The sequence below is a fragment of the Streptomyces triticagri genome, from assembly GCF_003429565.1.
Taxonomy (GTDB): domain Bacteria; phylum Actinomycetota; class Actinomycetes; order Streptomycetales; family Streptomycetaceae; genus Streptomyces; species Streptomyces triticagri.
In genome coordinates this window covers 1-565 of sequence record NZ_QUAK01000125.1, presented here as the reverse complement: position 1 = coordinate 565, position 565 = coordinate 1, and the positions used below count along the sequence as shown (strand labels likewise).

Here is a 565-nt window from a genome sequence, read left to right as displayed (position 1 = left end):
GCCGCGCGGCCGCGGCCCGGCCAGGGTGCCGGACGTGCCGGAGCAGCGGTCGGCGCGCGGGCAGGGCGGCGGCCCCGGCTATGCGTTCCTGCGCGGGCGGGTGCTGCGGGGCGCACTGGCGCACGGTCGCGCCCGCGGGTTCGGCCGGTTCGCGCTCGCACCGCCGCTGCCGCGGGTGTGGGGCCTGAGCCTGTTCCCGCGCTCCGGTGGTGCGGACGAACTGGCCCTGGATCAGGAGCTGTCGGCGCTGTCGGCCGCGGGGCGCGCGGCGTATGTGCTGCGCGCGCTCGACCGGTTGCCGGACACCGAGGTGCGCCGGGTGCTGGAGTCCGCGGGGGTGGCCGATCCGGTTGCGGCGCTCACGGAGGCGGACTCGGTCCCGCGGCGGGAGCGGCCGGCGGCGGAGCTGCTCGATTCGCCGGAGTTCGACGCCTGTTCGCTGCAGGCCAGGCCGACCGACCTGCTGCGGCGCCGCCGGCACCGTACGGCGGCCCTGGTGGCGCTGGTGGCGGCCGCGGTGTGCGGTGCGCTGCTCGGCCTGCCGGCCGGCGGCTGGGGCGCGGGC

At 80.0% G+C, this 565-nt stretch carries 1 pseudogene; it reads left to right on the top strand.

The features are described from left to right. Positions 1-565: pseudogene (locus DY218_RS24235) on the top strand (hypothetical protein); the annotation flags it as partial.